The sequence below is a fragment of the Ruegeria sp. CG3 genome (assembly GCF_056537205.1).
Genome location: NZ_JBQFRC010000001.1, coordinates 1345659 through 1367518, shown reverse-complemented (window position 1 = coordinate 1367518; position 21860 = coordinate 1345659). Strand labels below are relative to the sequence as shown.

General features: G+C 61.1%; 23 protein-coding genes and 2 tRNA genes. 7 read left to right on the top strand and 18 right to left on the bottom strand.

Features of this window, described 5'->3' with window-relative positions:
• Positions 1-31 precede the first annotated feature (31 nt).
• From ACR0NB_RS06820 to ACR0NB_RS06810, 3 genes are all read right to left on the bottom strand, one after another.
• A complete protein-coding gene (locus ACR0NB_RS06820) occupies positions 32-1009 on the bottom strand; it encodes an oxidoreductase (protein ID WP_480775251.1) in 978 nt (325 codons plus the stop codon).
• A 139-nt stretch (positions 1010-1148) separates the two neighbouring features.
• Entirely contained in the window at positions 1149-2030 is an 882-nt protein-coding gene (locus ACR0NB_RS06815; protein ID WP_480775250.1) for an AraC family transcriptional regulator, read from the bottom strand.
• Between the two features lie 260 nt (positions 2031-2290).
• A complete protein-coding gene (locus tag ACR0NB_RS06810) occupies positions 2291-2719 on the bottom strand; it encodes an RrF2 family transcriptional regulator (protein ID WP_480753004.1) in 429 nt (142 codons plus the stop codon).
• Positions 2720-2825: 106 nt separating this feature from the next.
• On the opposite strand from ACR0NB_RS06810, the gene ACR0NB_RS06805 reads away from it, so the two are divergent.
• The 6 genes from ACR0NB_RS06805 to ACR0NB_RS06780 are packed head-to-tail and all read left to right on the top strand — an operon-like array spanning position 2826 to position 7508.
• The gene (locus tag ACR0NB_RS06805) at positions 2826-3305 is read left to right on the top strand and encodes a hemerythrin domain-containing protein (RefSeq protein WP_480775249.1); all 480 of its coding nucleotides are present in this window, start codon (positions 2826-2828) and stop codon (positions 3303-3305) included.
• A 12-nt stretch (positions 3306-3317) separates the two neighbouring features.
• Positions 3318-3851 (top strand): DUF2478 domain-containing protein, encoded by a 534-nt coding sequence (locus tag ACR0NB_RS06800; RefSeq protein WP_480775248.1) that lies wholly within the window; start codon positions 3318-3320, stop codon positions 3849-3851.
• 39 nt (positions 3852-3890) lie between these two features.
• Positions 3891-4427: a ubiquinone anaerobic biosynthesis accessory factor UbiT gene (gene ubiT, locus ACR0NB_RS06795; RefSeq protein WP_254435634.1), complete on the top strand. Its 537-nt coding sequence runs from the start codon at positions 3891-3893 to the stop codon at positions 4425-4427.
• Positions 4424-5422, top strand: coding sequence for a ubiquinone anaerobic biosynthesis protein UbiU (gene ubiU, locus ACR0NB_RS06790; protein WP_170339771.1), 999 nt, complete (start codon positions 4424-4426; stop codon positions 5420-5422). Before ubiT ends, ubiU begins: the two co-directional genes overlap by 4 nt.
• Before the next feature lie 4 nt (positions 5423-5426).
• Positions 5427-6338, top strand: a complete 912-nt coding sequence (gene ubiV / locus ACR0NB_RS06785; RefSeq protein ID WP_170339185.1) for a ubiquinone anaerobic biosynthesis protein UbiV — start codon at positions 5427-5429, stop codon at positions 6336-6338.
• A gap of 9 nt (positions 6339-6347) precedes the next feature.
• The gene (locus ACR0NB_RS06780) at positions 6348-7508 is read left to right on the top strand and encodes an NnrS family protein (RefSeq protein WP_480775247.1); all 1161 of its coding nucleotides are present in this window, start codon (positions 6348-6350) and stop codon (positions 7506-7508) included.
• On the opposite strand, the gene ACR0NB_RS06775 is transcribed toward ACR0NB_RS06780, so the two are convergent.
• The 14 genes from ACR0NB_RS06775 to ACR0NB_RS06710 form a co-directional block, all read right to left on the bottom strand.
• Positions 7496-8593 (bottom strand): M56 family metallopeptidase, encoded by a 1098-nt coding sequence (locus tag ACR0NB_RS06775; RefSeq protein WP_480775246.1) that lies wholly within the window; start codon positions 8591-8593, stop codon positions 7496-7498. The two genes, ACR0NB_RS06780 and ACR0NB_RS06775, sit on opposite strands and share 13 nt — an antisense overlap.
• Positions 8580-8975, bottom strand: a complete 396-nt coding sequence (locus ACR0NB_RS06770; RefSeq protein WP_170339764.1) for a BlaI/MecI/CopY family transcriptional regulator — start codon at positions 8973-8975, stop codon at positions 8580-8582. The genes ACR0NB_RS06775 and ACR0NB_RS06770 overlap by 14 nt, the downstream gene beginning before the upstream one ends.
• A gap of 68 nt (positions 8976-9043) precedes the next feature.
• On the bottom strand, positions 9044-9313 hold the full coding sequence (locus ACR0NB_RS06765) for a DUF2160 domain-containing protein (RefSeq protein WP_480775628.1): 270 nt from the start codon (positions 9311-9313) through the stop codon (positions 9044-9046).
• A gap of 146 nt (positions 9314-9459) precedes the next feature.
• A complete protein-coding gene (locus ACR0NB_RS06760) occupies positions 9460-10257 on the bottom strand; it encodes a carbohydrate ABC transporter permease (RefSeq protein ID WP_170339760.1) in 798 nt (265 codons plus the stop codon).
• Positions 10254-11117 (bottom strand): carbohydrate ABC transporter permease, encoded by an 864-nt coding sequence (locus ACR0NB_RS06755; protein WP_480775245.1) that lies wholly within the window; start codon positions 11115-11117, stop codon positions 10254-10256. Before ACR0NB_RS06755 ends, ACR0NB_RS06760 begins: the two co-directional genes overlap by 4 nt.
• Positions 11114-12190 carry an ABC transporter ATP-binding protein gene (locus tag ACR0NB_RS06750; RefSeq protein WP_480775244.1) on the bottom strand — a complete coding sequence of 359 codons (1077 nt, stop codon included), beginning with the start codon at positions 12188-12190 and terminating at the stop codon, positions 11114-11116. Before ACR0NB_RS06750 ends, ACR0NB_RS06755 begins: the two co-directional genes overlap by 4 nt.
• A gap of 1 nt (position 12191) precedes the next feature.
• Positions 12192-13241 (bottom strand): ABC transporter ATP-binding protein, encoded by a 1050-nt coding sequence (locus ACR0NB_RS06745; RefSeq protein WP_170528218.1) that lies wholly within the window; start codon positions 13239-13241, stop codon positions 12192-12194.
• A gap of 93 nt (positions 13242-13334) precedes the next feature.
• A complete protein-coding gene (locus ACR0NB_RS06740; protein WP_170357493.1) occupies positions 13335-15074 on the bottom strand; it encodes an ABC transporter substrate-binding protein in 1740 nt (579 codons plus the stop codon).
• A gap of 319 nt (positions 15075-15393) precedes the next feature.
• A tRNA-Glu gene (locus ACR0NB_RS06735) sits at positions 15394-15468 on the bottom strand.
• A 24-nt stretch (positions 15469-15492) separates the two neighbouring features.
• Positions 15493-15567: transfer RNA gene (locus ACR0NB_RS06730), tRNA-Glu, on the bottom strand.
• A gap of 109 nt (positions 15568-15676) precedes the next feature.
• On the bottom strand, positions 15677-17419 hold the full coding sequence (recJ, locus tag ACR0NB_RS06725; protein WP_170433258.1) for a single-stranded-DNA-specific exonuclease RecJ: 1743 nt from the start codon (positions 17417-17419) through the stop codon (positions 15677-15679).
• Positions 17420-17488: 69 nt separating this feature from the next.
• On the bottom strand, positions 17489-18472 hold the full coding sequence (gene glpX / locus ACR0NB_RS06720) for a class II fructose-bisphosphatase (protein ID WP_480775243.1): 984 nt from the start codon (positions 18470-18472) through the stop codon (positions 17489-17491).
• A 72-nt stretch (positions 18473-18544) separates the two neighbouring features.
• Entirely contained in the window at positions 18545-19831 is a 1287-nt protein-coding gene (locus ACR0NB_RS06715) for a homoserine dehydrogenase (protein ID WP_480775242.1), read from the bottom strand.
• Between the two features lie 132 nt (positions 19832-19963).
• On the bottom strand, positions 19964-20212 hold the full coding sequence (locus ACR0NB_RS06710) for a hypothetical protein (protein ID WP_170339166.1): 249 nt from the start codon (positions 20210-20212) through the stop codon (positions 19964-19966).
• A gap of 100 nt (positions 20213-20312) precedes the next feature.
• Between ACR0NB_RS06710 and ACR0NB_RS06705 the strand changes: the two genes are divergently transcribed.
• Positions 20313-20900, top strand: a complete 588-nt coding sequence (locus tag ACR0NB_RS06705; RefSeq protein ID WP_093961742.1) for a TetR/AcrR family transcriptional regulator — start codon at positions 20313-20315, stop codon at positions 20898-20900.
• A gap of 31 nt (positions 20901-20931) precedes the next feature.
• On the opposite strand, the gene ACR0NB_RS06700 is transcribed toward ACR0NB_RS06705, so the two are convergent.
• A complete protein-coding gene (locus ACR0NB_RS06700) occupies positions 20932-21843 on the bottom strand; it encodes a pirin family protein (protein WP_170368282.1) in 912 nt (303 codons plus the stop codon).
• Between the last annotated feature and the right edge of the window lie 17 nt (positions 21844-21860).

Genomic DNA, 21860 nt, shown 5'->3' with positions numbered 1-21860 from the left:
CCGGGATCATCCCGACCGCACTGCGTGGGTATCAGGCCTCTTGCAGTAGCCGTTCGCTGATCTCCCACAGCTTTTCAGCCGATGCGTCATCGCAGGCATGTGCGTTGACCCCGAAATATCGGGCCGTCGGGCTGTTGGGGTCGGTTGGGGCTGCAATGTCAGCGTCCTCGCAATAAACTCCGGGTTTGCCAACCAGCTTTGGCGACGTCGCCGCCCAAACCGTTGTTGACGCGCCCTGTTCGGGCGTCTTGAAACCCTCCTTGGCCAATTCGGACGGCTCGCCATCCTCGTTCAGCCAACCCAGTGCGATCATCTCTTCCTCCGGCAGGTGCCGTTGCAGAGGGGTGAAGATCCCACCGGGATGTACCGAAAACGCCAACCCTCCGGTCTCTGCCAAACGGCGGGACAGGGCGTTGGCAAACAACGCATTTGCGGTCTTTGCTTGCCCATAGGCCTGCCATTTGTCGTAGTCCGTCTTTTCGAACTGGATATCATCCCAATGGACGTCACAAATCTTGTGCGCGGTTGAGGAGAGAGCCGCGACCCGCGCGCCCGGCGTTTGCTCCAAAAGCGGCAGCAGCAACTTGGTCAGGGCAAAGTGGCCCATGTGGCAGATACCGAATTGGGATTCCCAACCGGGTCCAACACGGGCCTCGGGGCACGCCATGATCCCGGCGTTGTTGATCAGCAGATCCAGGTTTTGCAAGTCGCTGGATACCGTCTTGGCAAACCGTCGGACTGATCCCAGATCCGCCAGGTCCATCGGTGCGGTCCTGACATGACCTTCCACGCTCGCCAGGCTCTCCTGCGCTTTGGCTTCCGAGCGTACGGGAACAATCACTGCGGCCCCCTTGTCGGCAAGGGCGCGGACGGTTTCGAGGCCAATGCCGCTGTAGCCACCGGTTACGATAGCGGTCTTTCCGGTCAGGTCGATTTCGGCCAGCACTTCGGCCGCCGTGCTTTTTGCGTGAAATCCGGAATTTGTAGGAACTTGGTCGGAGACTGCCATCAGGTATCCTTACGATTTCGGGGGCAACACCGCCCGGTTGCATCATGGATGAACCTAATCTGTCCGCCTCGGGTGGAACACAGAGCTTCCTCCTCAACTCTTGCTCGATTCTCCGAAATCCAAGAGCAAAGCGTGCAGCTCAGGTCACGTGATCCCGGGTCAGTTCTCGGGGCGGAACGCCAAATTTCTTGGCGAACTCACGGCTGAATTGGGCCGGGCTTTCATACCCAACCGCGTGTGCAACACGCGATACAGGCGTTCCCGTCTGCTGAAGCAGTTGGAAGGCCTCGGTCAGGCGCAGGTCTTTCTGGAACTGCAGCGGACTGTTGGCTGTGACCCGTTTGAAAGCGTCATAGAATACCGACGCGCTCATGCCCGAGATCGCGGCCAAGTCCGAGGCTTTGATCGTCGAGCGGTACTCTTTGCGGATATGCGCGATTGCCTTGGCGACCTGGTTGGCCTTGCTGTCCGCGCGGATGATACGGCGCAGCGCGCGCCCTTTGTCGCTGCGCAGAACCCGGAAATAAACCTCGCGAACGGCGGCGGCCCCCAGCGTTTGCTCTGCGATCGGATCTCGGCGCAAACGGAAAAGACGTGCAAATGAATCAATGACTTCCACGTCGGCCTGACCGCTTTCCAAGGCCGGCCCCGCATCGTCCAGCGAGGTGCCGCCCATGTCGGTGTAGACGCCCCGCAATACGCGCATGTCGATGCCGAGATACAGGGCGATGTAGGGGTTTTCGGGCGAGGCATCCACAAGGCCCGAGACCATTGGCAGGGCGCTTCCCACGACAATGACGTCCCCTGCGTCATAATGGACATGCTCGGTTCCGTACTGCACCGACTTGCTGCCCTGAAGCACCAGCCCGATCATGGGCTCAACGACCGAGCATGACGGGCGTTTGGATTGGCGCGTCTGGGCCAATACCATGTCCCGCACACCACAGGGCCAAAAGCCGTCATCCAGCTGGGCCTCGGTAATCAGCGCCTTGGCGTCGTCAAGGAGTCTCTGCAGTTCCAATGGGGTCTCTCCGGCCAGTCTGCCAAGACTACAACCTGCATTTTTCCGCACAAGAGTTTTGGTCTGACATTCGGAGGATCAGGCAAGTCCGCCGGAGAAACAGCTGACTGAATTTACAGAGGCGTGCGGTCGAACACCGTTTCTTATTCTTTGATTGGGGCCAACTGATCTGACCGGTCTAAGCACAAAGGTAACAGTGGTCGCAGCCTGATTGGTTCTGAGAGAACCCAGGCGAATTGTCCGAAGGGGCAGGCCGGCTACTATTCCGCCGCCGAAATCTCCCACGGTGGACGATAGATGCAATCAGCCAGTGTCGCCCGGTTCAGGTCGTCAAAAAACGCCTGCTCGGCTTGCTTCAGTCGGTCTTTCAAAAGGCAGCTTGGGGTCAGAGTGCACGCACTGCCATCGGCCGAGAAACACTCAACGATTGGTTGCCCGGTCTCCAGGGTGCGCACTACGTCGCCCAAGCGGATGTCCGACGCCGGGCGAGACAGGACGGCGCCGCCGCCACCGCCACGCCGCGTTTTGAGGTATCCGGCATTGGCAAGCGCCGAAATGACCTTGGCAAGATGGGCCCGTGACACCTTGAATTCATCCGCAAGTTCGCCGGTTGAAAACGGGCGGTCCGAGCTGCCAGCCAGCCGCATCAGAATGCGGAGACCATAGTCAGTGAATGAGGTGAGGCGCATGGTCGCGTTTTCCAATCGGTATTTTCTATGCGTATTAGCAAAACAGAATGCGCAAATCAAACTCCGATTCGAGATGCTCGGGTCGTGAACCCCGAAAGCACGAACCATGACGAACTTCGATATGCACGAAGCTGATCTTGAGACAGGCGCCCTGATTGATCACATCCTCACACGGTATCACGAAACACACCGGACCGAGCTTGAACAGCTTCAACATCTTGCTGAACGCGTGGCCTTGGTTCACCGAGACGACCCCCAAGCCCCCCGAGGGTTGGTCCGCGCCCTGGCCGAACTGGCGGCCGAAATGGAAACGCACATGGCAAAAGAGGAGATCGTCCTGTTTCCCGCCATGCGCATGGGCGGCATGGAAGGGATCGAAAACCCGATCCGGGTTATGCGCGCCGATCACGATGGCCACTCCGAGAGTATCGCTCTGATCCGGCATATCACCCATGACCTGACACCGCCCGCACATGCCTGCGGGTCTTGGCGACGGCTTTACGATGGGCTGCGGAACCTTTTGGCGGATCTTGACCGGCACATGATGCTTGAAAACCAGGTCCTGTTTCCACGGTTCGAACGGTAGAGGGGATCAATCATGCTTCTTGCAGGTGTCGACGCAAGTGAGGCAGGCGGAACGGATCATTTGCTGGCGACAGTGGCCGCGCGATTGCAGGAGGAAGGTCTGTGCTTGCTCGGAGCGTTGCGTGTGAACACTCCGGATACTGGCGCCCAGTTTTGTGAGACAACGCTTGGACTGCTGCCGCATGGTCCCAATATCCGGATCACGCAGGATCTGGGTTCGGGCTCAGGCGCGTGTCGCATGGACGCCGGTGCGATCGAAGACGTGGTCGGCATCGCGACCGCTCGGTTGCGAGATGACGGTTGCGATATTGTTCTGCTGAACAAGTTCGGCCTCAGCGAGGCCGAGGGCCGCGGATTTCGCACCCTCATAGCGGAGGCCTTGGCGCGAGATACTCCGGTCCTGATCGGCGTGAGCAAAACCCATCGCGCCGCCTTCGATCAGTTTGCCGGTGGAACCGCCAAGCTCCTGCCGCCCCTTGAGGGCGTTGTTGTCGAATGGTGCCGATGCTCCGTCGCGCAAGGCCGAAACACGGCGGCACCGGGTTGAACCCGCACAAATACAACAGCCAAACGGATGAGGCAGTACATGCAGCATATGGTGAGCCCAACACAGACATCGAACAGGCCAAGACCGCCGGGACAGGCAGTCGTCTCGCGTTTGGCCTGCTTGGCGGTTCAGCCCATTCTCGCGCGTGTGGTCCGTAGGGTCGCGCAGGAACATCCTGCACTGTTTGCCCGACTTGGCCCGTATCAAAGCGCCGATTTCCTGATCGACCCGATCGAGCTGCCGTTCGCGCTGCATCTGCGTCCAGATCCTCAGAACCTGAGCTTTCGTGCCGTACCGCGGTCGATGCTGCCTGACGCAACAGCAATTATCCGAGGGCGGTTCCTGCTGCTGTTGGAGCTGGTTGATGCGGAACAGGACGGCGACGCGGCCTTTTTCTCACGCGATCTGGAGATCACTGGAGATACCGAGGCCGTCGTCCGTTTGCGCAATGCATTGGACGACATGGATGGATCCATCGCTCAGGAGGCTGCGGACATGTTCGGCCCGCCTGGCCGCGCGATCCTGTCCCGGTTGCGCCGAAATTACCAAGAAGTAGAAGGAGCGACTGCTTCATGAGCCTCGCCGAATTGATATGCCCCGCCGGAACTCCCGCTGCCCTGCGCACAGCGGTCGATGCCGGGGCCGACGCCGTCTATTGCGGCTTTCAGGACGCCACCAACGCCCGGAATTTTCCGGGGCTGAATTTCACGCCGCAGGAATTGGAGGAGGCGGTCGCTTATGCCCATGCCAAGGGTGCCAAGGTCCTTCTGGCACTCAACACTTATCCCCCGGCGGGCAAGGTCGACCTTTGGCGGCACGCTGCCGACACCGGTGCGCGGATCGGCGTTGATGCCTTCATCGTGGCTGATATGGGCGTGGCCGACTACATCGCCCGAACCCATCCACAGATGCGCTTGCACCTGTCGGTACAGGCTGCAGCGTCGTCACCCGAGGCGATCCGCTACTATTGCGAGAATTTCGGTGTCAAACGCGTGGTCCTGCCCCGTATTTTGACCATCCCCGAAATCCAGCAGATCCGAAAAGAAATCCCCTGTGAGATCGAAACCTTCATCTTCGGAAATCACGGTCTGATGGTCGAAGGGCGCTGCAGCCTGACGAACTATTTGACCGGGCAGTCCACGAACCTCGATGGCGTCTGTTCGCCGGCGTCCGACGTGGAGTACGTGCGCGATGCCGATGGTTCGATGTCATCGAGGTTGGCTGGCTTTACCATCGACCGGTTCGGGCCAGATGAGAAGGCCGGTTATCCGACGATTTGCAAAGGCCGCTATCAGGTCGCACATCGTCCGGACGGGTACTATGCGTTCGAGGAACCGATCAGCCTGAACCTGGCCCGCCTTCTGCCTGAGTTGATCGATGCCGGGGTGCATGCGTTCAAGATCGAAGGGCGGCAAAGGTCCAAGAGTTATGTCCGGTCCGTGGTGTCTGCATTTCGAAACGCTGTCGACGATATCCGGGCGGGTCGCGAAGCGGATATCGGGAACCTCGTCGCACTGACCGAGGGTCAGAAACAGACGCAAGGCGCTTTTGCCACGAAGAAATGGCGGTGAAACGATGACGAAACTTACATTGGGCCCGATCGCCTATCACTGGTCGGCCGACCAACGCCGGGATTTCTATGCGCGTGTCGCCGACGAAGCTCCGGTGGATGAGGTCTATCTGGGCGAGGTCATCTGTTCAAAACGCGCCCCGTTCCAAGAGGCTGACCTGCCGTCCATCATCGAAAGGCTCGAACGGACGGGCAAAAAGGTGATTTTGTCCTCCTTGGCCGAAGTGATGCTGAAGCGAGAGCGCAAGGCCACCGAAGACCTGTCTGAGATGGAGTCGCCCGAGATCGAAATCAACAACGCTGCGGGACTGTATGCACGCGGTACGCGACCGCATCGCATCGGCCCATTCATGAATGCCTATAACGAGGCCACAATCCGCTGGATGGCGTCAAAGGGGGCGACGCATGTCTGCCTGCCCACCGAGTTGCCAGCGCCCTCGATCGCCGTCGCGGCGCGAATGGCGCGCGACTTGGGTCTCGGGGTTGAAGTGCAGGTCTTTGGCCGGGCGTCGCTGGCCGTTTCGGCGCGGTGCTATCACGCGCGCTCGCACGGGCGGACAAAGGACAATTGCCAATTCGTCTGCGAAGAAGACCCCGACGGGATGCCCCTGCGTACGAGGGATGAGCAGCCGATCCTGCGCATCAACGGGATCCAGACCCAATCCGAAGGGTATCTGATCCTGCTGCAGGAACTGCCCCAACTGGTTGCCGATGGTGTGAGCCATCTGCGATTGATGCCGCAGGCCGTCGACATGGTCACCGTCGCTGAGGTTTACCGGGCGCTGTTGGATCAAAGCATGTCGACCGAGGCGGCCGAAGCCCGGTTGCGGCAGGTTTGTGCAGATACGCCGTTCAGCAATGGGTTCTATCACGGTCAAGCCGGCTATCGCAGGATAGCCCAGGCGTCCCTTGCATGATCGGAAACCATGCTGTCCTCGCCTCATCGGATCATGTTTCCTGCGGCGGGGGCAGCTGCCCTTCTGGGGGTGAGCGGCCTGTTTCTGGGGCAGGATTTCATCACCCATTGGTCGCCGTTGCTGGGGCTGTACGCCTGGCATGCGCATGAGATGTTGTTCGGCTTCGTCGGCGCGGCATTTGCGGGCTATTCGCTGACGGCGATGCGCAGCTGGTCGGGGGGCGATTCTGTCTCGCCAACCGGCACATTGTTGCTGTTTGCGGTTTGGGCGATGTCCCGGTTTGCCGCCATCGGTGCGCTTGGGGGCGAACCCATGTTCATCGTCCCAATGGGCACGGCGTTCTTGCTCTTTCTCGCCGGTCGTCTCGCTTGGGCTGCACTGCGCGAGCCCGCGGTTGCCGGAGGGCTTCAGGCGCTTTTCGCCCTTTTGTTGTTCATCTGCCAGATTGCCTTTCTAACTGGGTCTGCGCCGTCCTTCTCCTCAGTTTTGCTTGTGGCACTTTTGGTGTCGGTTGTCGGTGGGCGCATGATCGCTGCTTTCACATGGAATTGGACGCACCAAAGCCCAACCGCCGCGCAAAAGTTTCGGTGCGCGAGGGCATTGGGGGACGCTTCGGCGGCAGCTCTGGCTTTGACTGCGGTGCTTTTCGGACTTGTTTCCGTCGCCGATGGTCCGCTTATCGGCGTCCTTCTTGTGATCTGCACCGGGTGCGAAGGTGGGCGTCTGTGGCTCTGGCATTCAACGGCAGTTCCTCAGGATGGATTGCTGGCGATGCTTCATATTGCCTTTGCGTGGTTGCCCGCTGGTATGTCTCTGTTGGCGGCTTCCCTGTATTTCCCCGACTTGCTGGCGGCGCCTGATGCGTTGCACGTTCTGACGGTCGGAGCGGTCAGCTGCGCGATCTATGCCGTAGCTGCCCGTGCGGTCGCGCGCCGTTGCGGCCGGCTGCGCCCCAGTGCGATCGATAGTATTGGATATGCTTTGCTGTGCCTTGCCGCGGTTTTGCGGGCGTCCTCTGCAGACGTGCCCGCGGCCCTGGCTTGGGGAGCATGTTGGGCAGTGTTCCTCTGGCGGCACGTCCAAGCGTTGGGCCGCCCGCTCGAGCGACCCGTGTTCAGCGGTCGGGCCAGCAACAGGATAGATCCGGGCGTCGCCGATCAGTTGCCCTGATTGCGTGCCTCGAGCCGTTCAAGGTTCACGACGGTCGACAGCATCAGCCGGTCATGGCTCCAGTCCTGAGTCTGGCGGATCGTGGCTGCACCCAAGGCCAGGAGAACAGCGAACAGCAGGGCTGAACCCAGGAACATTGCCGGCAACGGTGCCGAGAACGAGGGCGCATCGGCCAGCGCGATCACGCGCTGTTTCAGAACCCGTTTGGCCTTGCCGCCAGAGACCAGCGCCACGTTCAAAACCCGTGGCCGGCCTTGTGCGACGGTGCGGGCGCAATAGCTCAGCAGGCAATCGGTATAGTCGCGCGCGTCGATCCCGCGCCGGGTGACGACGGACTGGTCGCAGGCCAGTTCGCGCAATCGGCTGAACTGGTATTTTAAAACCCAGTAGGCAGGGTTCCAGAACAGCAGCGGTCGCACGGCCTCAAACGCAATCTCCCATTCGACATCCTGGGCGCGAACGTGCTGCAATTCATGCGCCAGGGCAAATCGCAGTTCACGGGGGGTGTCCAACAGATGGCTGGGCAGAACGACATGGCGACGACGCGCCCCGCGCACGGCAAATGGAACCGTGATCCGATCGGACAAGCGGATGTCCACGTTGGCCGAACGCCGCCACAGGAAGCTGGAAACCACCGTATCGCGGATCGCCAGCGCATCCCGGACGGTGCGGACCAGCATCCGGAGGGCGGCCAGGGTCAGCAGCACCAGCACGGCCGTCACAAGGGCGCTTTGTCCGGACAGAACCGTGTCGACCCAACGTTCGCGCGTGTTCAGCAGAGCTTCGAATTGTGTAGCCGGCATCGCGATTTCACCGCGCAAATACGCCGCTACCGCAATATCACCGATGGAAACGGCCTGACCCGGCCAGAAAAAACCGGCGGCTGCCGTGACCCCAAGGGCCAGAACAGGGCTGAGCATGACGCAGACGCAAAGAACCTTCAGCACGCGCAGCTGTGTCATGTAGTCGTGCCGCAGACGCGTTCGGGCCACGGCCATGCGGGCGCACAGCCAGATGAGTGCTGAAAGAACCAGCACCACGTTCAGGTCGAGAAATACATCGAGAACCGGTTTAACCGCTGTCATTTTGCAGTCTCCTCTCTACCAGTGCTCGAATTTCCTCCAGATCAGCTTCGGTCAGGCCGGCGTCGTCGACAAGTCGTGCCACCAGCGAGGCCGGGGTGTCATCGAACAACGTGCGGGACAGGTTCTGCAGCGACCGCGCCTGATAGGTGTCCTTCTCAAGCAGCGGACGGTAGATCAGGGTTTTGCCATTCTTGCGGCTTTGGACAAATCCCTTTTCATCCAGGATACGCAGGATCGTCGCGCCCGAGGTGTAGGCCAGGTTCCGCTCGGGCGGCAGCCGGTCCAGCACGTCGCGTACCGAGCCTTCGCCAAGTGCCCAGAGCTCGTTCATGAACTCCAGTTCAACCTCGGTCAGCAGATTTCCTGTCTTTCTCTTTCGCATCGGTCTCGGTGTCACCATTTTGCCTGTTATGCTTGCCAGACAAGCATCCTTTCGCGGTTACGCAAAGCCTAAACTTTCCAGAAAACGAAAATGCCCCAGCCGATCGACAGGAAAAGCGGGGTCCAGACCGGTTGGCCGACCAGCCCCAGCCAGGCCAGAAAGATGTAGGCCGAACCTAGCAGGGTGATGAACAGCCGGTCGCCCAACGTGGTCGTCAGGCCCAGCACGCCCCGGCGTTCGATCCCGTCGCGGAACTTGAGCACCTCGAGCACGCCGATCAGGGCGATGGCCGAGAAGATGCCCACGAAAACCGCCAGCGTTGCCGGGGTCCAGGCCATCCAGAAGTCTGGCCACAGCGGGTCGGTCCAAGAAAAGCCCTTGGGTTCTTCCTGACCGACATTGCCCCAGCCGGCCTTGGCTTGCGCCAGCGCCGATGACGGGGCGAGCAGGGAGAGGGAGAGAAGGAGTTTGCGCATGTCGAACCTCATACACGTCCCATCGCGAAGCCGCGCGCGATGTAGTTGCGGACAAACCAGATGACGATGGCGCCGGGGATGATGGTCAGGGTGCCGGCGGCGGCCAGCAGGCCCAGCTCGTAGCCGGCGCTGGACGCGGTGCGGGTCATCACGGCGGCGATGGGTTTCGCCTCGACCGCTGTCAGGGTCTTGGCCAGCAGCATTTCCACCCACGAGAACATGAAGCAGAAGAACGCCGCCACGCCCACGCCCGCCTTGATGTTGGGCAGGAAGATCGTGACAAAGAACCGGGGGAAGGAATAGCCGTCGACATAGGCGGTTTCATCCAGCTCTTTCGGGATGCCGCGCATGAAACCTTCGAGGATCCACACTGCCAGCGGCACGTTGAACAGCGTGTGCGCCAGTGCCACAGCCAAGTAGGTGTCGAACAGATGGATCGACGAATACAGCTGGAAGAAGGGCAGGGCGAACACGGCCGCCGGGGCCATGCGGTTGGTCAGCAGCCAGAAGAACAGCTGTTTGTCGCCCAGGAACCGATAGCGCGAGAACGCGTAGGCCGCAGGCAAGGCCACGCAGACCGAAAGCACCGTGTTGATCGTCACGTAGGTGATCGAGTTGATATAGCCCCAATACCACGTCGGATCGGTGAAGATGGTGATGTAATTCTCCAGCGTAAAGGTCTGGGGAAACAGGGAAAAGCCTGAAAGGATCTCGTTCGTGGTCTTGAAGGACATCGCCACCAGCCAATAGATCGGCAGCATCAGGAACGCGATATACAGGATCGGGATGAGAGACCGCTTCTTCATTGCGCGTCATCCTTTGTCATGAGGGTGTAGAAGACCCAACTGACCAGCAGCGTGATGGCGAAATAGATCAGGCTCATCGCGGCCGCGGGGCCAAGGTCGAACTGTCCCAGCGCGATCTTCACCAGGTCGATCGACAGCAGGGTGGTCGAGTTGCCGGGGCCGCCCCCGGTCAGAACGAAGGGTTCGGTGTAGATGTTGAAACTGTCCATGAACCGCAGCAGTACCGCGATGGTCAGAACCGTCTTCATTTTGGGCAGCTGGATATAGCGGAACACCGACCAGGAGCTTGCGCCATCGATCTTGGCCGCCTGGTAGTAGGCGTCGGGGATCGACACCAGACCGGCATAACACAGCAACACCACCAACGAGGTCCAGTGCCAGACATCCATCACCACGATGGTGATCCAGGCCGACAGCGGCTGTTGGGTCATGTCATAGTTAATGCCCAGCACGTCGTTCAGGAAATACCCCAGCAGGCCGATCTTGGGCAGGGTGAAGATGTTCCACATCGAGCCGACCACGTTCCACGGGATCAGCATCGGCAGGGCCATCAGCACCAGGCAGACCGGCACCCAAAAGCCCTTGCGCGGCATCGACAGGGCCACGATGATGCCCAGCGGCACCTCGATCATCAGGATCAGAGCGGTGAACAGGAACTGCCGCCCCAGCGCCGCCTGGAACCGGTCAGACCGCAGGATCTGTTCGAACCAACCCAGTCCTTCCCAGAAGAACTGGTTGTTGCCAAAGGTTTCCTGCACCGAATAGTTGACTACCGTCATCATCGGCACCAGCGCGTTGAATGCCACCAGCGCCAGCACCGGCAGGACAAAGAACCACGCTTTCTGGTTTTCCGTTCTCATCGGGCGCGCTCCTCGGTTGCGATCCAGCCGTCGCGATAGACGCGCGTCTGTTCAGGTTTGAATTGCAGAAAGACTTGCGATCCGGGCTCGGGGGCCGCGTGTTCGGTCACCGCCTTCAACGCGGTGTTGCCGACCATGGCACTGACCACAAAATGCCGGCCGATATCGGCCACCTTGGTGACATGGGCCGGAATGCCCTCGGGGCCGAAACCCACATATTCGGGCCGGATGCCCAGATCTGTGCGGCCGCCACTGCCGCTGACCGGACCTTCCAGCGCCACCTCGTGCCCTTCGAACAGGGCACGATCGCCGCGGGCTTCGCAGGGCAGAACGTTCATGCCGGGCGAGCCGATGAAATGGCCCACGAACGTGTGCTGCGGGCGTTCGAACAGCTCGACCGGGGTGCCGATCTGGACCACTTCGCCTTCCTGCATCACCACGACCTCGTCGGCGAAGGTCAGCGCTTCGGTCTGGTCGTGGGTGACATAGATCATCGTCGCCTTGACGCGCTGGTGCAGCTCTTTCAGCTTGGACCGCAGCTTCCATTTCAGATGCGGGTCGATCACGGTCAATGGCTCGTCGAACATCACCGCATTCACGTCGTCGCGGACCAGACCGCGCCCCATCGAGATCTTCTGCTTGTTGTCCGGGCTGAGGCCGCTCGCGCGGGTGTTCAGCATGTCGGTGACATCCAGCATCTCGGCGATCTCGTCGACGCGGCGCTTGATCGTCGCGGGATCGACGCCGCGGTTCTTGAGCGGAAAGGCCAGGTTTTCGCCCACGGTCATCGTGTCGTAGATCACCGGGAACTGGAACACCTGCGCGATGTTGCGCTGATCGGGGGGCAGGGCGGTCACGTCGCGGTCGTCGAACAGGATCTGCCCCTCGGATGGGGTCAGCAGCCCCGAGATGATGTTCAGCAGCGTGGACTTGCCGCAACCCGACGGCCCAAGCAGAGCATAGGCCCCGCCATCACGCCAGGTTACGTCGATTTCCTTCAGCGCATAGTCCTGTGGGCCTTGCGGCGATGGCATGTAGCTGTGTTTGAGGTTTGCAAGCTTGATCTGTGCCATGTCAGGCCACCCTTTTGCCGTCTTGGCCGAAATACCGGCAATGGGCCGGGTTCATGTAGAATGTGTGGTCCTCGCCCACCTGATAGGGGTGGACCCCTGCGGCCAGAGACACCCAGGCTTCCTCGCCATGTTGGAAATGCGCGCTGGAGTCGGACCCGGAGAGCTCGGTCACGATCACGCGGCCGGTCAGTTCAACGTCGGCGTCAGAAGCCTTGAGCGGAGTAACACGGTGCGGGCGCACGGCGACCATGTATTCGCCATCGGCAATTCCGGACACAGTCCATCCACCTCCGCCAGCCAGGCGCGCTTGGGCACCGGCGACCGTGACGCGGGCCACGTTGATGGGCGGGTCGGAAAACACCCGCGCGGCGGCGAGGTTTTCGGGGTTGCGATAGATGTCCGCCGTCGGGCCGAACTGGGTCACGCGGCCGTCTTCCATCAAGGCGGTGTAGCCGCCCAGCAGCAGCGCCTCTTCGGGTTCGGACGTGGCATAGACCACCACGGCGCCGCGCCCGGCGAACAGCTCGGGCAGTTGCTCGCGCAGTTCCTCGCGCAGCTTGTAGTCCAGGTTGGCCAGCGGCTCGTCCAGGAACACGGCGCGGCTGTCCTTGGCGATGGCGCGGGCCAGTGCGGTGCGTTGCTGTTGGCCGCCTGACAGTTCATGCGGACGACGGTGCAGCATCGGGCGCAGTTGCAGCAGGTCGGCGGCCTCTTCCACGCGGCCTTCGATCTCGGATTGCGCCATTCCGGCAACGCGCAGCGGCGAGGCGATATTGTCGAATACAGTCATATGCGGGTAGTTCACGAAGAACTGGTGCACGAGGCTGATCTTGCGTTTTTGTGTGCTCAGCCGGGTCACGTCCTGCCCATCCATCAGGACCTTGCCCGAGGCAATCGGATCCAGGCCGGCCATCATCTTGATCAGAGAGGTCTTGCCCGACCCGGTCGCGCCCAGCAGCACGTTGAAATGGCCGGTCTGCAGCGTCAGGGACGTGGGTTTGATATGGGTAACGGTGCCGACCCGCTTGGTTGCGTTTTGTAGTTCGATCATGTCCGTGGGTTCCGATCCCGCAGCGCGTGGCAACGCTGTTTGGTCTTGGTTGGTAAGGGGCGCCGGTACCGGCGCCCCCCGGGGAGTAGTGGCTTACTGGGACTGCCAGCGTGCCACCAGTTCGTCGTAGTTGACGGTCTGGCCTTGCGGCTTCTCGTTCTCCAGCTTGGCTTTCGGCGCGCCCGGCTTCTCCAGCCAGAAGGCCGGATCCTGCGGTTCGTTCAGGCGCGGACCACAGCCGCCGTAGACGCCGGCGCTTTCATCCGCGGCCTGCATGCGGGCCATGGTGATGTCCATCTCTTCAGCCAGACGGTCCATCGCCTCTTGCGGGGTGAAGGCGCCCGAGTTAACGTCACCGATCTGCTGCCACCAGATTTGGGCCAGCTTCGGATAGTCGGGAACGTTGATGCCGGTCGGCGACCACGCCACGCGGTCGGGCGAGCGGTAGAACTCGACCAGGCCACCCAGCTTGGATGCGCGTTCGGTGAACGACTCGTGGTTGACCGAGCTGTCGCGGATGAAGGTCAGACCCACATGGGACTTCTTCACATCGACAGTCTTGGACGTCACGAACTGAGCGTAAAGCCACGCGGCCTGTGCCCGATCCGACGGGGTGGACTTCAGGAAAGTCCACGATCCCACGTCCTGATAGCCAACCTTCTGGCCTTCTTCCCAATAGGGGCCATGCGGGCTGGGCGCCATCCGCCACAGCGGGTTGCCCTCATCATCGACGGTATTGTTGCCTTCGGACTTGGGCTTGACCATGTCGGCGGTAAAGGCCGTGTACCAGAAGATCTGTTGGGCCACGTTGCCTTGCGACAGGGCGGGCAGCGATTGGTAGAAGTCGTAGGACGCCGCACCCGGAGGCGCATAGGCCCGCAACCACTCGTCCCATTTGCGGATCGCATAAACCGCTGCCGGGCCGTTTGCGGCACCACCCCGCGACACCGACGCGCCGACCGGGTTGCAGGTGCCCGCTTCCATGCGGATGCCCCATTCGTCGACGGGCACACCGTTCGGCTCGCCCTTGTCGCCGGCACCGGCCATCGACAGCCAGGCGTCGGTCATCCGCCACCCAAGGTCAGGCGCGCGCTTGCCGTAGTCCATGTGGCCATAGATCGCGACACCGTCGACTTCCTTCACATCATTGGTGAAGAATTCGGCGATATCCTCGTAGGCAGACCAGTTGACCGGAACGCCCAGATCATAGCCGTATTTTTCCTTGAATGCGGCCTTGTTGGCTTCGTCATCGAACCAGTCCTTGCGGAACCAGTACAGGTTGGCGAATTGCTGGTCGGGCAGCTGGTACAGCTTGCCGTCGGGACCGGTGGTGAACTGGATACCCATGAAGTCATCCAGGTCCAGCGTCGGCGAGGTTGTCGCCGCCCAATCACCCGCCATCATGTCCGACAGGGGATAGGCCAGTTGCAGGCGCGAGTGCGTGCCGATCAAGTCACTGTCGTTGACATAGCCGTCATACAGGTTCCGTCCGGTCTGCATCTGCGTCTGGACGGCCTGAACGACCTCACCTTCACCCAGGATCTGGTGGTTGACCTTGATGCCGGTGATTTCCTCGAACGCCTTCGTCAGAACTTCGGATTCATACGAGTGGGTCGGGATACCTTCGGACAGAACGTTGATCTCCATCCCGGCATACGGTTCGGCAGCCTTGATGAACCACTGCATTTCCGCCATCTGCTCGTCTTTCGACAAGGTGGATGGCTGGAATTCGTCGTCGACCCAGCGCTGTGCTGCGGCTTCGTCGGCCCAAACAGGACCGTGCCCCGCAATGACGGCAGCCGCCGCCACTGCGGACAAAAGATGTTTCCGCATCTTTCTCCTCCCAAAATTTATGGTTCTCCGGCGCGAACCGGATGACGAACAGCATCAGCGATTTTTCGCGAGTCTGTCAAACTAAAAAATTAGTAAATGGCGAAATTGGCCTGTTCGACCCAACGAATTCAACGACTATAGAATTGAAAATATATGGTTTTTATCCCACCCGACGTGGCGTCATCGGCTAGGCGAAAAGAGCATACCAATGACGCTTCGTTATGGATTTTTTGGCGTCACCGCTTGGTCGAGCTGCAAATCTGGATGCAGAAAGTCGCCGCAGTGGTAGCGCGCGATTTGCGTTTCTCGGGGGTGAAAATGGCAGCCCGTAGGGGAATCGAACCCCTCTTTCCAGGTTGAAAACCTGGCGTCCTAACCGATAGACGAACGGGCCACGTCAGCATTGCCCAAGCACAAGTGGCAGCCCGTAGGGGAATCGAACCCCTCTTTCCAGGTTGAAAACCTGGCGTCCTAACCGATAGACGAACGGGCCACGCTGGCTTGTGGAGGGCCTTTTACGGATTACGCCCCCCACCCGCAAGACGAAAAACGCACGGCCAGGAAACTTTTTTGCGGGTCAAAAAAGGCAGTGGCGTCAGCGGTCAATTTGCATCGGCCGCGTCTTCCAGGCGCAACTGCACGCTTTGCCTTCCACCCCATGTATTGACCTCGAGCCGACCGGCAAAATGGAACCGCGCGCCACCGTGATTTGACAGCCTTTCGCCCATCGGTCCGTCAAAGGCACCAAATGCAATCGCGTCCAGCCCACCACCCATTCCGTCCGACAGCGACAGCTTCAGATGGGTTTCTCCGACCCGCTTGGCAAAGCGGACCTGCAGGTCGGGCATTGCAAATCGAGGGGCAGGGGCCCCGGCGCCAAATGGGCCGGCCTGCTCGATCTTTTCGATCAGATCAACCGAGGCCGCCCCGGGCATCAGCGCACCGTCCAGCTTGAGGTCGGCAGGACCGGCTTGGCCCGCCCCCTGTTTTGCCAGCAACTCCGAGAGTCTCTCCATCGCCGGTTCCAGCTGGTCGCGCATCACGGTCAGACCTGCGGCCATCTTGTGACCGCCGCCCTTGACCAACAAACCCTCGGCGGCCAACCGGTGGATTGATGCGCCAAGATCGACACCCGAGACCGAACGGCCCGAGCCTTTGCCTTCGTCACCGTCGAAACCAATCACGACGGCGGGACGGTTCGACGCCTCTTTCAGGCGAGCCGCCACGATCCCAACGACGCCGGGATGCCAGCCGTCACCTGCAGCCCACACCAGCGGCGCATCCAATCCACGTTCTTCGGCCTGCGCCAGCGCTGCGGCGCGGACCGCATTCTCGATGTCGCGCCTTTCGGTATTCAGGTCATCAAGGCGCCGGGACAAGGCCTCGGCCTCGGTCACCGAGTCGGTGCTGAGCAGCCGCGCGCCGAGGTCTGCCTGCCCAACCCGGCCGCCGGCATTGATGCGCGGCCCAAGCAGAAAACCCAGGTGGTAGCTGTTGGGCGCCGAATCCATGCGCGCCACTTCGGACAGCGCAACCAGTCCGGGGCGTTGCCGCTGCCCCATCACTTTCAAACCCTGCTGAACCAGCGCCCTGTTGATCCCGATCAGAGGTGCCACGTCTGCCACGGTCGCCAGCGCGACCAAATCCAGCATCGCCATCAGGTCCGGACCTTGGGCGTTGGCCTCGCGCAGTTGGCGCCCGGCCTCAACCAACATCAGAAAGACAACGGTTGCAGCACACAGATGGGCCAGGTCACCGCTTTCATCCTGGCGGTTGGGGTTCACCACGGCCACGCAATCCGGCAGCGTTTCGGCGCCCAGGTGGTGATCGAGAACGATCACATCGGCCCCCTTGGCTGCGGCAATTGCTTCGTGGCTTAGCGTGCCGCAGTCAACGCAGATGATCAGATCATGCGTTTCAGCAAGCTGGCTCATGGCGGGGGCGTTGGGGCCATAGCCCTCGTCGATACGATCGGGCACATATAAGGTCGCCTGACGCCCCATCTGCCTGAGCCAAACCAGCAACAGGGCTGCCGAGCTGCCGCCGTCGACATCATAGTCGGCGAAAACGGCGATGCGCTGGTTGTCCCGCACCGCTTTCAGGAACCGCGTTGCGGCGATCTCCATGTCGCGCAGGCTGCGAGGATCGGGAAGAAGGTCGCGCAGTTTTGGAGACAGAAAGCTCTCGGCCTCCATCGGCGGGACACCTCGCCGTGCCAGCACCTGGCACAGGGGGCGGGGCAGGTCGGTCTGCTGGGCCAGCATCTCGGCGGCCCGGTCCAATTCAGGCGATGGACCAATCCACCGGCGGCCCGTCAAAGACTGTTCAACACCCAGAAAGCTCAATCCACTTCTCCTGAAAAGGGCCGAATCCTGTCGGACCCGGCCCTTGAACGGTTGTGTCTGCGGGCCCCCTCAGCCTTCGACATGCGGCCAAATGGGGGTGCGGTAGGACATGCGCCGCACCGATCCGGTTTTCGAGCGCATCAGTAGGGTCGTCGTCTCGACCCAACCCGGTTCCCGCTTGATCCGCGGCAGCAGCGACCCGCCGGTGACACCGGTCGCCGCAAAGATCACATCTGCGGTGACCATCTCGTCGCGGGCATAGACACGATCCAGATCGGCAATACCGGCTTTGGCCGCCCGACCGCGTTCGTCATCATTGCGGAACATCAGGCGTCCAAAGATCTGGCCACCCATGCATTTCAGCGCGGCGGCCGCCAGAACGCCTTCGGGCGCGCCACCCTGGCCCATGTACATGTCGATGCCGGTCGTCTCGGACTCGGCACAGTGCATGACGCCAGCAACGTCCCCGTCGGTGATCAGTCGGATCGCAGCGCCGGTTTCGCGCACCTCGGCGATCATCGCTTCATGGCGCGGACGTTCCAGTATGCAAACGGTAATGTCCTCGGGGGTGCATCCTTTGGCCTTGGCCAGCGCCTCGACCCTTTCCCGTGGGGACATGTCCAGTGTCACCACGTTCTCGGCGAAGCCGGGGCCGATCGCCAGCTTGTCCATGTAGACGTCCGGTGCGTGCAGCATCGAACCGCGCGGACCCATCGCGATGACGGTCAACGCGTTGGGCATATCCTTTGCGGTCAGCGTCGTACCCTCGAGCGGGTCCAGAGCGATGTCCACACCGGGGCCGTGGCCGGTGCCGACCTCTTCGCCGATATACAGCATCGGCGCTTCGTCGCGTTCGCCTTCACCGATGACCACCACGCCAGCGATATCCAGCAGGTTCAGCTGTTCACGCATCGCATTGACCGCGGCCTGGTCGGCGGCTTTCTCGTCTCCGCGTCCGACCAGCGAGGCCGAGGCCAGGGCGGCCTGCTCAGCCACGCGCGCAAGTCCAAGGGACAGAAGGCGGTCGTTGAAATCGATTTTGGCAGCGCTCATGCGATGTAATCCTTTGGTAAAGCGAAGACGTCCTGACTGGCATAGCCTGCTCGTGGCGCAGGCCGCAAGGGTTCAAACCTGCTCGATACGCAGAGCTACGGGCTCGCCCGCAACCACATCCGTGGTGCGCAAGTCCTCCAACGCAACGTCCAGCGTGGCGCGTGTGGTCTTGTGCGTAACGATCAGTACCGGGGCCGTATCCTCGGCATGTGCGTATTGGCGCATCCGGTCGATCGACACTCCGGCATTGCCCAGAATGGCGGCCACCTTGGCCAGCGCACCTGGTTTGTCCAGCAATGCAAGGCGCAGATAATACGGGGCAGGCAGGCCGGTGATTGCGGGCTTGGAGTCGACCAGCGACGTGGCGGGTTGACCAAAGGTGGAAATCCGCAGGCCCCGCGCCAGGTCGCAAACATCCCCCATCACCGCACTGGCCGTCGGGCCTTCGCCCGCGCCGGGTCCACGCAAAACGATCTGTTCGACGGCGTCGCCCTCGATGACCACCATGTTGGTGCCGCCCTCCAGCTGTCCCAACGGCGAGTCACTGGGTACCAGGCAGGGTTGCATCCGCTGTTCAAGCCCGCGCGGCGTGCGTTGCGCAACGCCCAGCAGCTTGATGCGGTAGCCCATATCGTCGGCCTGATGGATGTCGTCCAGGCTGATATGCTGAATGCCCTCGATCTCGATTCCTTCGAAGTTCGGCTTTGTTCCAAACGCGATAGAGGCCAACAGCGCCAACTTGTGCGCCGCGTCGATGCCGCCGACGTCAAGGTTGGGATCCGCTTCGAGATACCCCAACTGAGCGCATTCCTCGAACAGGGCGTTGTAGCCCAATCCCTGTGACTGCATCCTGGTCAGGATATAGTTGCAGGTGCCATTCATCACGCCCATGACGCGCTTGATGTCATTCCCGGCCAACCCTTCGGTCAGGGATTTTATGACCGGAATTCCCCCGGCCACGGCGGCCTCGAACCGGATCACGCGGCCCGCGGCCTCGGCCTGTTCCGCCAATGCCTGGCCGTGAATGGCAAGCAGCGCCTTGTTTGCGGTGACCACATCCTTGCCGGTGGCCAATGCCGCCTCGACCGAGGCCTTTGCCGGGCCGTTTTCACCACCCATCAGTTCGACGAACACATCGATGTCGTCTCGTTTGGCCAAGGCCACCGGATCGGTTTCCCACGCGAAGCCGGACAGGTTTACTCCACGATCTTTGGCGGCGTCGCGCGCCGAAACGGCAACGATTTCGATCGGTCGACCAGTGCGCGCTTGCAGCAATTCGGCATGACGGCGCACGATCTTGACGACGCCCACTCCCACGGTTCCCAAGCCAGCAATTCCAAGCCGCAGCGCCTGTGTCATTCCGTGGGTTCCTTTCCGCTCGAAGTCTGCCTGTTGGACGCAAGGTCCTTTGTCGGCTGCCATAGCTGGTTCAACGCGGCGGTGCAATCCGTCAGGGACAGAGTTGTTGCGCAGCGGGCGAGCGTACGGGGCTTACTGGGTCTCGGCGTTCTGGAGTGCCTGTGCCTTTTGCGATAGCCGCTCGGCCCGTTGTTCCAATTCTTCTTCCACGGCGGCTGCCTCGTTCACCGGGTCGACGGGCGGCACGTTGACCTGGGTCAACGGGATCAGCTTGGGGTAGGGCGCGGCCTTTACCGAGGCCGCTTCGCTTCCCTCCAACTCGGGAATATCTGCGCACGCGGCCAAGAGGAGCAGCGGCAGGATGACGGAAACAGCTTTCATTTCGCGACCCGAACAGTGAGGAACCTGAACGTGATGCACTTTTTGCATGAACGGTTCAAGCGGGGTTCTATATGAACGTACGTTCATATACGATGGATCCATGGCACGTACTCAAGGCTCTCATTCCGATATCACCGGGCCCCGTATCCGCGAGGCCGCCCTGGGATTGTTTGCACGGCATGGCTATGCCGCTGTTTCCATGCGTCAAATCGCGGGGGAGGTCGGGGTGCAGGCCGGTGCGCTCTACAATTACACTCCGGACAAGCAAAGCCTTCTGTTCCGCCTGATGCAGGACCACATGCAAGAGCTGCTGGCGGCCTATGAAGAGTTGGAACCACAGGCGGATGCATTGGGCGCCCTGCGGCAATTCGTGGGTTTCCACATCCGGTTTCACATGCAGCGACCGGACGAAGTGTTCATCGCGTACATGGAGCTGCGAAACCTGACGCCTGAAAACTTCGCCGAAATCGAAAAGCTGCGCCGGCGGTATGAAGATGCGTTGCAGAGCATCCTGCTGGCCGGCCAGAAGGACGGTCTGTTCTCGGTTCAGGATGCCAAAATCGCGACTCTGGCGGTGATTGCCATGCTGAATGGTGTCATGACGTGGTACCGGGCCGGTGGACGGCTGTCGCTGGACGAGGTCGAGCAGATTTATTGGGATATGGTACGCAAGGCGGTCGCGGCCTGACTGGCCGCGCCCTGTTACCGGCTGTTTGGAGTCAGTGCGCCGGCTTGATGAAAGTACCGTTGCGCAACTCCCGAAACGCCTGCTCGAGTTCGGCGCGCGTGTTCATCACGATCGGGCCATGCCATGCGACCGGTTCATTGATCGGCGCACCCGAGATCAACAGGAATCGTACACCTTCAGGCCCGGCCTGAACGGTTATTTCGTCTCCGGTACCAAACCGCACCAGCGTCCGGTTGCCCGACATGTCGCGAATGTTCAGCTCTTGCCCGGCGACTTCCTTCTCAAGCAGAACGCCGGTCGGTTGCGAGGCGTCGGCGAAAGCGGCCTGCCCATCGAAAACATAGGCGAAAGCACGGCGATAAGTATCTATCTTGAAGGTCTTTTTCACCCCTGCAGGAATCGATACGTCCAGGTATTGCGGGTCCGCGGCGATACCGTCCACCGGCCCGGTCTTACCCCAGAACTTGCCGACGATGACCCGCACCGTGGTGCCATCATCATCGATCACTTCAGGAATGTCCTTGCCCTGAACGTCCTGGTACCGAGGAGCCGTCATCTTTTGAGCCGAGGGCAAGTTGCCCCACAGCTGAAACCCATGCATCTGCCCGGATGCATTTCCCTTGGGCATTTCCTGATGCAGAATTCCGGACCCCGCCGTCATCCACTGGACGTCTCCGGCACCCAGTTGGCCGCTGTTGCCCAGCGAGTCGCTGTGATCGACGGTTCCCGACAGCACGTATGTGATGGTTTCAATGCCGCGGTGGGGATGCCAGGGAAAGCCGGCCTGGTAGTCCTGCGGGTGCTCGTTGCGGAAGTCATCAAACAAAAGGAAAGGATCCAGTTCGGACGGATCCTGAAATCCAAAAGCGCGGTGAAGCTTTACACCAGCGCCTTCCATCGTCGGAACGGCCTTGCGGGTTTCGAGTGTTGGTCTGAGCGACATTTGGATCTCCTGTCTCT

Bases quoted from the DNA above. Each gene is read 5' to 3' on its own strand.
- ACR0NB_RS06820 (WP_480775251.1), bottom strand. From the start codon at position 1,009: ATGGCAGTCTCCGACCAAGTTCCTACAAATTCCGGATTTCACGCAAAA.
- ACR0NB_RS06810 (WP_480753004.1), bottom strand. From the start codon at position 2,719: ATGCGCCTCACCTCATTCACTGACTATGGTCTCCGCATTCTGATGCGG.
- ACR0NB_RS06805 (WP_480775249.1), top strand. From the start codon at position 2,826: ATGACGAACTTCGATATGCACGAAGCTGATCTTGAGACAGGCGCCCTG.
- ACR0NB_RS06800 (WP_480775248.1), top strand. From the start codon at position 3,318: ATGCTTCTTGCAGGTGTCGACGCAAGTGAGGCAGGCGGAACGGATCAT.
- ubiT (WP_254435634.1), top strand. From the start codon at position 3,891: ATGCAGCATATGGTGAGCCCAACACAGACATCGAACAGGCCAAGACCG.
- ubiU (WP_170339771.1), top strand. From the start codon at position 4,424: ATGAGCCTCGCCGAATTGATATGCCCCGCCGGAACTCCCGCTGCCCTG.
- ubiV (WP_170339185.1), top strand. From the start codon at position 5,427: ATGACGAAACTTACATTGGGCCCGATCGCCTATCACTGGTCGGCCGAC.
- ACR0NB_RS06780 (WP_480775247.1), top strand. From the start codon at position 6,348: ATGCTGTCCTCGCCTCATCGGATCATGTTTCCTGCGGCGGGGGCAGCT.
- ACR0NB_RS06775 (WP_480775246.1), bottom strand. From the start codon at position 8,593: ATGACAGCGGTTAAACCGGTTCTCGATGTATTTCTCGACCTGAACGTG.
- ACR0NB_RS06770 (WP_170339764.1), bottom strand. From the start codon at position 8,975: ATGCGAAAGAGAAAGACAGGAAATCTGCTGACCGAGGTTGAACTGGAG.
- ACR0NB_RS06765 (WP_480775628.1), bottom strand. From the start codon at position 9,313: ATGGCCTGGACCCCGGCAACGCTGGCGGTTTTCGTGGGCATCTTCTCG.
- ACR0NB_RS06760 (WP_170339760.1), bottom strand. From the start codon at position 10,257: ATGAAGAAGCGGTCTCTCATCCCGATCCTGTATATCGCGTTCCTGATG.
- ACR0NB_RS06755 (WP_480775245.1), bottom strand. From the start codon at position 11,117: ATGAGAACGGAAAACCAGAAAGCGTGGTTCTTTGTCCTGCCGGTGCTG.
- ACR0NB_RS06750 (WP_480775244.1), bottom strand. From the start codon at position 12,190: ATGGCACAGATCAAGCTTGCAAACCTCAAACACAGCTACATGCCATCG.
- ACR0NB_RS06745 (WP_170528218.1), bottom strand. From the start codon at position 13,241: ATGATCGAACTACAAAACGCAACCAAGCGGGTCGGCACCGTTACCCAT.
- ACR0NB_RS06740 (WP_170357493.1), bottom strand. From the start codon at position 15,074: ATGCGGAAACATCTTTTGTCCGCAGTGGCGGCGGCTGCCGTCATTGCG.
- glpX (WP_480775243.1), bottom strand. From the start codon at position 18,472: ATGAGCGCTGCCAAAATCGATTTCAACGACCGCCTTCTGTCCCTTGGA.
- ACR0NB_RS06715 (WP_480775242.1), bottom strand. From the start codon at position 19,831: ATGACACAGGCGCTGCGGCTTGGAATTGCTGGCTTGGGAACCGTGGGA.
- ACR0NB_RS06710 (WP_170339166.1), bottom strand. From the start codon at position 20,212: ATGAAAGCTGTTTCCGTCATCCTGCCGCTGCTCCTCTTGGCCGCGTGC.
- ACR0NB_RS06705 (WP_093961742.1), top strand. From the start codon at position 20,313: ATGGCACGTACTCAAGGCTCTCATTCCGATATCACCGGGCCCCGTATC.
- ACR0NB_RS06700 (WP_170368282.1), bottom strand. From the start codon at position 21,843: ATGTCGCTCAGACCAACACTCGAAACCCGCAAGGCCGTTCCGACGATG.